The 7,895-nt window shown below is 61.2% G+C and carries 5 protein-coding genes, 3 tRNA genes and 1 pseudogene; 8 read left to right on the top strand and 1 reads right to left on the bottom strand.

Going from position 1 to position 7,895, the window contains the following annotated elements:
* The first annotated feature begins 364 nt into the window (after positions 1–364).
* From ACQKEN_RS25170 to ACQKEN_RS25135, 8 genes are all read left to right on the top strand, one after another.
* Entirely contained in the window at positions 365–952 is a 588-nt protein-coding gene (locus ACQKEN_RS25170) for a CvpA family protein (RefSeq protein ID WP_065986402.1), read from the top strand.
* 12 nt (positions 953–964) lie between these two features.
* Complete coding sequence (gene purF, locus ACQKEN_RS25165) at positions 965–2,473, top strand: amidophosphoribosyltransferase (RefSeq protein ID WP_427689471.1); 1,509 nt, start codon at positions 965–967, stop codon at positions 2,471–2,473.
* Between the two features lie 21 nt (positions 2,474–2,494).
* Positions 2,495–3,706, top strand: a complete 1,212-nt coding sequence (locus ACQKEN_RS25160) for an O-succinylhomoserine sulfhydrylase (protein ID WP_427689470.1) — start codon at positions 2,495–2,497, stop codon at positions 3,704–3,706.
* A gap of 161 nt (positions 3,707–3,867) precedes the next feature.
* Positions 3,868–3,943 (top strand) — tRNA-Val (locus ACQKEN_RS25155).
* 74 nt (positions 3,944–4,017) lie between these two features.
* Positions 4,018–4,094, top strand: a tRNA-Asp gene (locus tag ACQKEN_RS25150).
* Between the two features lie 122 nt (positions 4,095–4,216).
* Positions 4,217–4,293, top strand: a tRNA-Asp gene (locus ACQKEN_RS25145).
* A 196-nt stretch (positions 4,294–4,489) separates the two neighbouring features.
* Positions 4,490–5,755 (top strand): 3-phosphoshikimate 1-carboxyvinyltransferase, encoded by a 1,266-nt coding sequence (gene aroA / locus ACQKEN_RS25140; RefSeq protein ID WP_427689469.1) that lies wholly within the window; start codon positions 4,490–4,492, stop codon positions 5,753–5,755.
* Positions 5,756–6,016: 261 nt separating this feature from the next.
* The gene (locus ACQKEN_RS25135) at positions 6,017–6,904 is read left to right on the top strand and encodes a DUF2242 domain-containing protein (RefSeq protein WP_427689468.1); all 888 of its coding nucleotides are present in this window, start codon (positions 6,017–6,019) and stop codon (positions 6,902–6,904) included.
* Positions 6,905–7,169: 265 nt separating this feature from the next.
* On the opposite strand, the pseudogene ACQKEN_RS25130 reads toward ACQKEN_RS25135, so the two are convergent.
* Positions 7,170–7,895 (bottom strand): annotated as a pseudogene (locus tag ACQKEN_RS25130) (threonine ammonia-lyase, biosynthetic); the annotation flags it as partial.

Here is a 7,895-nt window from a genome sequence, read left to right as displayed (position 1 = left end):
CATCAAACCTATTGCGTTTTCTGGTCATGAAAAACTCCTCGATAAATGTATTTTCCACTTATCGAGGTGTCCGGGGAAATTAGACCACTGCAGTAGCCTTCCCTTAGTAGGGCCGGCTTCAGCCGGGAAGGGGCCGGATCAGCCACCCTCGGTTTCGCGGTGTGGCAACTGCCGCCTTCCCGGCTAAAGCCGGTCCTACCAGGGAAAGGGCCGGATCAGCCACCCTCGGTTTCGGGTCCAACCCCGCCAGACCGTAAACAAAGTCCAATAGTTCGCCTTAATTGCCCATCATCCGCAATCGCTGCTTACCGGCAGGCGAGTGCTCTGCTAAAATCCGCCGCCTTATCAGTCTGTAGGCTGCGACGTGTCATTTACTCCGGTTGACTGGGCGATCATTGCAATTGTCGCCATCTCCGCTTTGATCAGTCTCAAGCGCGGCTTCGTCAAAGAAGCACTGTCCTTGCTGACGTGGATCATCGCAGGTGCCGTCGCCTGGATGTTTGGCGGATCGCTGGCCCAGTATCTGGTCAACTACATCGAAGCACCTTCGGCGCGCGTGATTGCGGGCTGCACCATTCTTTTCGTCGCCACACTGCTGGTCGGCGCCATGGTCAACTTTCTGATTGGAGAACTGATTCGCGTCACCGGGCTGTCCGGGACCGATCGTTTTCTGGGCATGGTCTTCGGCGCGGCGCGCGGAGCCTTGCTGGTTGTTGTCGCGGTCGGGCTGTTGAGCCTGGGCCCGGTGCAACAGGATCAATGGTGGCAGCAGTCAAGGCTGCTCCCGCAATTTGTCATGGTCGCTGACTGGTCGAAAAACCTGATTCTCGGGATGTCCAGCAAGTGGCTCGCCAGCGGAGTCAGCGTACCTGTTGACATCCCGTTCAAGGATCACCTCCTGCCGCCTACAACGCCGCCGGAAGTGCTCGGTAAATCCAGTTCCACTAAGTAGGGGTTGTGTCGCATGTGTGGCATCGTCGGTATCGTCGGCAAGTCGAACGTCAATCAGGCGCTTTATGACGCGCTCACCGTCCTCCAGCACCGCGGCCAGGACGCTGCCGGTATCGTGACCAGCCATGACGGCCGGTTGTTTCTGCGCAAGGACAACGGTCTGGTTCGTGATGTGTTCCACCAACGCCATATGCAGCGTCTGGTGGGGCACATGGGCATTGGTCACGTCCGTTATCCAACGGCGGGCAGCTCGACCTCAGCCGAAGCCCAGCCGTTCTACGTCAACTCGCCTTACGGCATCACCCTGGCGCATAACGGCAACCTGACCAACGTCGAGCAGTTGGCCAAGGAGATCTACGAGTCCGACCTGCGCCACGTCAACACCAACTCCGACTCCGAAGTCCTGCTCAACGTGTTCGCCCACGAGCTGGCCGTGCGCGGCAAGTTGCAGCCCACCGAAGAAGACATCTTCGCGGCCGTCGCCGACGTGCATAAGCGCTGCCGTGGCGGTTACGCGGTCGTGGCGATGATCACCGGTTACGGCATCGTCGGTTTCCGCGACCCGGACGCCATCCGCCCGATCGTCTTCGGTCAGCGTCACACCGACGAAGGCGTCGAGTACATGATCGCGTCCGAGAGCGTTTCCCTGGACGTGCTCGGTTTCACCCTGATTCGTGACCTCGCCCCGGGCGAAGCGGTGTACATCACCGAAGACGGCAAGCTGCACACCCGTCAGTGCGCCGCCAACCCGAAATACGCCCCGTGCATCTTCGAACACGTCTATCTGGCGCGTCCGGATTCGATCATCGACGGCATCTCGGTCTACAAGGCGCGTCTGCGCATGGGCGAGAAGCTGGCCGACAAGATCCTGCGCGAGCGTCCTGATCACGACATCGACGTGGTTATCCCGATTCCGGACACCAGCCGCACGGCGGCGCTGGAACTGGCGAACCACCTGGGCGTGAAATTCCGCGAAGGCTTCGTCAAGAACCGCTACATCGGCCGCACCTTCATCATGCCGGGTCAGGCCGCGCGGAAAAAATCCGTGCGCCAGAAGCTCAACGCGATCGAACTGGAATTCCGTGGCAAGAACGTGATGCTGGTGGACGATTCCATCGTTCGCGGCACTACGTGCAAGCAGATCATCCAGATGGCCCGTGAAGCCGGCGCCAAGAATGTGTATTTCTGTTCCGCGGCCCCGGCCGTGCGCTTCCCCAACGTCTACGGCATCGACATGCCGAGTGCCCACGAGCTGATCGCTCACAACCGTTCCACCCAGGACGTGGCCGACCTCATCGGTGCCGACTGGCTGGTCTATCAGGACTTGAATGACCTGATCGAGGCGGTGAGCGGCAGCAAAAAGATCAAGATCGACAATTTCGACTGTTCGGTCTTCGACGGCAAGTACGTGACCGGTGACATCGACGAGCACTACCTGAACAAGATCGAGCAGGCGCGCAACGACGCCTCCAAGGTCAAGACTCAGGCGGTGAGCGCGATCATCGATCTGTACAACAACTAATCCAGACAAGGAGCAGGCGGCATGACTCAGGAATGGGATGCCGGTCGACTGGACAGCGACCTTGAGGGCGTCGGTTTCGACACCCTCGCGGTTCGTGCCGGTCAGCACCGCACGCCGGAACGCGAGCACAGCGATCCACTGTTTTTTACGTCCAGCTACGTGTTCCGCACGGCAGCCGAGGCGGCCGCGACCTTCGCCGGAGAAATCCCCGGCAACGTCTATTCGCGCTACACCAACCCGACCGTGGCCTCGTTCGAAGAGCGCATGGCAGCACTGGAAGGCGGCGAGCAGGCAGTGGCGACGTCCACCGGGATGTCCGCCATCCTCGCCACGGTGATGAGCTTCTGCAGCGCCGGCGACCATGTGCTGGTGTCGAAAAGCGTGTTCGGTTCGACGATCAGCCTGTTTGAAAAGTACTTCAAGCGCTTCGGGGTCGAGGTCGATTACGTCCCCCTCGCCGAATTATCCGGATGGGACGCGGCGATCAAGCCGAATACCAAAATGCTGTTCGTCGAATCACCGTCCAACCCGTTGGCGGAGTTGGTCGACATCAATGCACTGGCGGAAATCGCCCACGCCAAGGGCACGCTGCTGGTGGTCGATAACTGCTTCTGCACACCGGCCCTGCAACAACCGCTGCGCATGGGTGCGGACGTGGTCGTGCACTCGGCGACCAAGTTCATCGATGGTCAAGGCCGCGCCATGGGTGGCGTGGTGGTCGGTCGCAGCGAACTGATGAAAGAAGTGGTGGGCTTCCTGCGCACCGCAGGCCCAAGCCTTAGCCCGTTCAACGCCTGGTTGTTCCTCAAGGGGCTCGAAACCCTGAACATCCGCATGCGTGCCCATTGTCAGAGCGCCCTTGAACTGGCGCAGTGGCTTGAGCAGCAGGAGGGCATCGAGAAGGTGCATTACTCAGGTCTCGAGAGTCACGCGCAGCATGGGCTGGCCAAACGTCAGCAGAAGGCGTTTGGAGCGGTGGTGAGCTTTGAGGTCAAAGGGGGCAAGGACGGGGCATGGCGTTTCATCGATGCCACGCGGCTGATCTCGATTACCGCCAACCTGGGTGACACCAAGACCACCATCACGCATCCGAGCACCACGTCCCACGGTCGGCTGTCGCCGCAAGAGCGTGAGGCCGCCGGCATTCGTGACAGCCTGATCCGCGTCGCGGTAGGGCTGGAAGACGTCGCTGACCTGCAGGCGGATCTCGCGCGGGGTCTGGCTGCATTGTAAGCAAGTGCCTGAACAAGAAAGCGAGCCTCGGGGCTCGCTTTTTTGTTCCTGATGTGCAGCTTCACGCTTCCTGCCAAAAATGGCTCTTTTGAAAAAAACTTCAAGCGGGCTATTGACTTAGGTTCGTCACCTGCGTAAATTTCGCGGCCTCAGCGAAGCAAGGGTGATTAGCTCAGCCGGGAGAGCATCTGCCTTACAAGCAGAGGGTCGGCGGTTCGATCCCGTCATCACCCACCATCGTTGAGTGTTTCACAGCAGCATCAGAAGCTGAAGGATACTGAGATTCAGCAGGACGAAAGTCCACGCAATGCGCAGCGGTAGTTCAGTCGGTTAGAATACCGGCCTGTCACGCCGGGGGTCGCGGGTTCGAGTCCCGTCCGCTGCGCCATATTTTCCGAATCGGGTTTTCCCGGTTCGAGATTGAAAGCCAAGGTTTTCGGTCAGTGTTTTACGAAGCAGACCCAAGGGTCTGTTTCAACAGCGTTAAGCAGATGCAAGTCTGTGCGACAAGCAGCGGTAGTTCAGTCGGTTAGAATACCGGCCTGTCACGCCGGGGGTCGCGGGTTCGAGTCCCGTCCGCTGCGCCATACATAGCTTCGAGGCCCTTGAACTCCTTGAAGCAACAGAGAAAGCGATCCCAGGATCGCTTTTTTTGTGCCTGGGATTTGGCGAAAACGTCGGCTGTCGCGCTGGATGCTGCAGAGCTCGGCGATAAATGCCATGATCGCCGGCTGTTAACGCGGCGCTGAGCGGTGCCTGATTTCGAATTTGGAGAGCTGGACCATGGGCATGAACCAAACCATCACTGTCATCCCGCCGGGCGTACCGCTGACGGGCCATGTGTCGCCGCCCGGCTCGAAGTCCATCACCAACCGCGCGCTGCTCCTGGCTGCCCTCGCCAAGGGCACCAGCCACTTGCGCGGCGCGCTGAAAAGCGACGACACCCGTCACATGTCCAACGCCTTGCGGCAAATGGGCGTGACCATCGACGAGCCGGACGACACCAGTTTCGTCGTCACCAGCACCGGACATCTAGAGGCCCCGCAAGGCGCGTTGTTTCTAGGCAACGCCGGGACGGCGGTGCGGTTCCTGACCGCGGCGGTGTGCACGGTGAAGGGCAGCGTCACGCTGGACGGCGATCACTACATGCAGAAGCGCCCGATCGGCCCGTTGCTGGAGGCCTTGCGCAAAGGCGGCCTGAACGCGGAAAGCGCCACCGGTTGCCCTCCGGTCGTGGTGCACGGGACCGGCTCGATCACGGCCACACGCTTCGAAATCGACGGCGGCCTGTCGAGTCAGTACGTCTCTGCGCTGTTGATGGTGGCGGCCTGTGGCGATGCGCCGATTGAAGTGGCGCTGACCGGCAAGGAAATCGGCGCGCGCGGTTACATCGACCTGACCATCGCCTGCATGCGCGCGTTCGGCGCTGAGGTCGAGGTGCTGGATGACGCGTTGTGGCGCGTTGCGCCGACGGGTTACACCGCCTGCGATTACCAGATCGAGCCCGATGCTTCGGCGGCGACCTATTTGTGGGCTGCCGAGGCGTTGACGGGCGGCAAGATCGACCTCGGCGTGGCGGGGGAGGCGTTCACTCAGCCAGACGCCAAGGCCATGGAAGTGATCGCGCAGTTTCCGAAGATGCCTTCGGTTATCAATGGCTCACAGATGCAGGACGCGATTCCTACGCTGGCAGTGCTGGCCGCCTTCAATGAGACGCCTGTGCGCTTCGTTGACCTGGCCAACCTGCGGGTCAAGGAATGCGATCGCGTTCAGGCGCTGCACGATGGACTGAACCAGGTCCGGCCCGGGCTGGCCTCGGTAGAAGGCGATGATCTGTTGGTCGCCGCTGATCCGAGTCTGGCGGGCACCAGCAGCGATGCTTTGATCAACACTCACTCCGACCATCGTATTGCCATGTGTTTCGCACTGGCCGGCTTGAAGGTGGCAGGCGTGCGGATTCAGGATCCGGAATGCGTCGGCAAAACCTACCCCGGCTACTGGCGTGCGCTGGAATTCCTCGGCGTGAAATTGGTGCACGGCGAGGTCTGAAGTGCGGGGCGCTCCGGGCCTGGAGCCGTCGACTGATCGACGCCCGGCCCGGAGTGCCGACTTTTCCGACCCTGTTGCGGTCTGATCAGCGCAACCCGCGCATCCCTGACAGGCCCACGCGCGCAGGCCCCGTACACAGTTACCCTTCAGATGTATCCATACGGTTGCAAACTCTGCGTTGATCCCATGGCAGGCTTGTTGCAGACTTACCGGCGTTTTCTCCGGTCCACTTTCAGTCGACCAATTGCCCCAGGATGTTTGATGCCTAAATTACTGAGCTTTCGTACCGCATGCTGGGTGATCACCCTGCTGGCTGCCGCAGGCTGCTCGTCGAAGAAACCGACGGTCTATGAGCATGAGAATTTCGACGACGCCGGGACGTTCTCCCGCAACTACCCGGTGTCGGATGCCGCCACCTGCGAAGCGGCCCGCCGGGCGCTGCTGAGCCAGGGCTACATCATTACCAGCAGCGATCCCAAAGTGATCAGCGGCCATAAAAGCTTCCAGCAGACCGGCGAAACCCACATGGAGATCAGCTTCAACGTGGTGTGTGCGCCGGACGGCAGTGCCGATAACCGCACCACGATGTTTGCCAACGCGCTGCAGGATCGCTATGCGTTGAAAAAGGTCAACAACTCCGCGAGCCTGGGGGTAGGCGTGCTGGGTTCGGTGTCGATGCCGATTGGTTCGACCGACGACTCGATGGTCAAGGTCGCCAGTGAAACTGTGGCATCGTCCAAGTTCTACGACCGCTTCTTCGCGCTGGTGGAAAACTTCCTGCCGCCTGAGCTGAAGAAGGCCGCGCACATCGAAGAGAAGCCCAAGACCGACCTTGGCATGCCTGAGCCGGTGCCGGGCAAGCCGGCGGCGTTGACCGAGCAAAAACCCGCTGCTGCACCTGCCGCAGCAGCGCCGGCCACGCCAGCACCCGCCACGCCTGTGGCACCAGCGCCATTGGCGACCCCTGCGACTCAGCCTGCGGCCGCTGCCGAGCAAAGCAGCGAACCGATGCCTGCGCCTGCCGAACCGGAACCCTTGAAGGCCGAGACAGCAACGCCTGCCGAGGCTGCGCCAGCCACAACGCCTGCACCGGCTACGACCACCGAGCCGAGCGCTGCGCCAGCGGCTGAGTCAACGCCAGCGCAGTGAACCCTTTAGGAGCGTGGCTTGTCCCACGCTCTGGCGGTGTTTGAAGCGTAGCAGCCGGTCCATGTCGCCGCCGCTGTTGATCCTGTAGGAGCGTGGCTTGTCCCGCGATCTGGCGCGAAGCGGCAGCCCATGAGCGACCTTGCTTCTTCAGTCCGGAGACCGCATGCACCGTATTGCTGCCGGTTCCCGGCAGATCGCGGGACAAGCGTCGCTCCTACAGGTCCGGGCATGAACCGCTGAAGTCAGCAGTGTCAGTCTTCGGAGCTCACCCCAAAAACAGTTTGTACGCCGGGTTCTTGGTCTCGTCCCAGTACGGATAACCAATCTCCGCCAGCGCCTGCGGCACCAGATGCCGTTCATCCTCTGGCACCACCAGGCCCGCCACCACCCGCCCATCTGCCGCGCCGTGGTTGCGATAGTGGAACATCGAAATATTCCACTTACCGCCCAGTTTGTTCAGGAAGTTGAACAGCGCACCTGGCCGCTCCGGGAATTCAAAACGCAGCACCACTTCATCGCTGACCCGCTCCGAGTGCCCGCCCACCATGTGCCGCAGGTGCAGCTTGGCCAGTTCGTTGTCGGTCAGGTCCAGCACCGGGAAACCCTGTTCCGTCAGGCTCGCGATCAGGGCCTTGCGAGGGTCAGTGTCGGGGTGGGTCTGCACGCCGACGAAGATGTGCGCCTCGCGGTCAGTGTGGTAGCGGTAGTTGAATTCGGTGATCTGTCGTTTGCCGATGGCCTCACAGAAGGCTTTGAAGCTGCCCGCCTGTTCCGGAATGGTCACGGCAATGATTGCCTCGCGGCCTTCGCCCAGCTCCGCGCGCTCGGCGACGTGGCGCAGGCGGTCGAAGTTAACGTTGGCGCCGGAATCGATGGCGACGAAGGTCTGCCCGGTCACTTCGTACTGTTCGGTGTACTTCTTGATCCCGGCCACGCCCAGGGCGCCGGAGGGTTCAGTGATCGAGCGGGTGTCGTCGTAGATGTCCTTGAT

The organism is Pseudomonas sp. NPDC078416, assembly GCF_050268485.1.
Taxonomy (GTDB): Bacteria; Pseudomonadota; Gammaproteobacteria; order Pseudomonadales; family Pseudomonadaceae; genus Aquipseudomonas.
This window is presented reverse-complemented; position numbering and strand designations above follow the sequence as displayed.

What these genes read in the sequence shown, in the direction of transcription:
- purF (WP_427689471.1), top strand. Translation starts at nt 965, where the DNA reads ATGTGTGGCATCGTCGGTATCGTCGGCAAGTCGAACGTCAATCAGGCG.
- ACQKEN_RS25160 (WP_427689470.1), top strand. Translation starts at nt 2,495, where the DNA reads ATGACTCAGGAATGGGATGCCGGTCGACTGGACAGCGACCTTGAGGGC.
- aroA (WP_427689469.1), top strand. Translation starts at nt 4,490, where the DNA reads ATGGGCATGAACCAAACCATCACTGTCATCCCGCCGGGCGTACCGCTG.
- ACQKEN_RS25135 (WP_427689468.1), top strand. Translation starts at nt 6,017, where the DNA reads ATGCCTAAATTACTGAGCTTTCGTACCGCATGCTGGGTGATCACCCTG.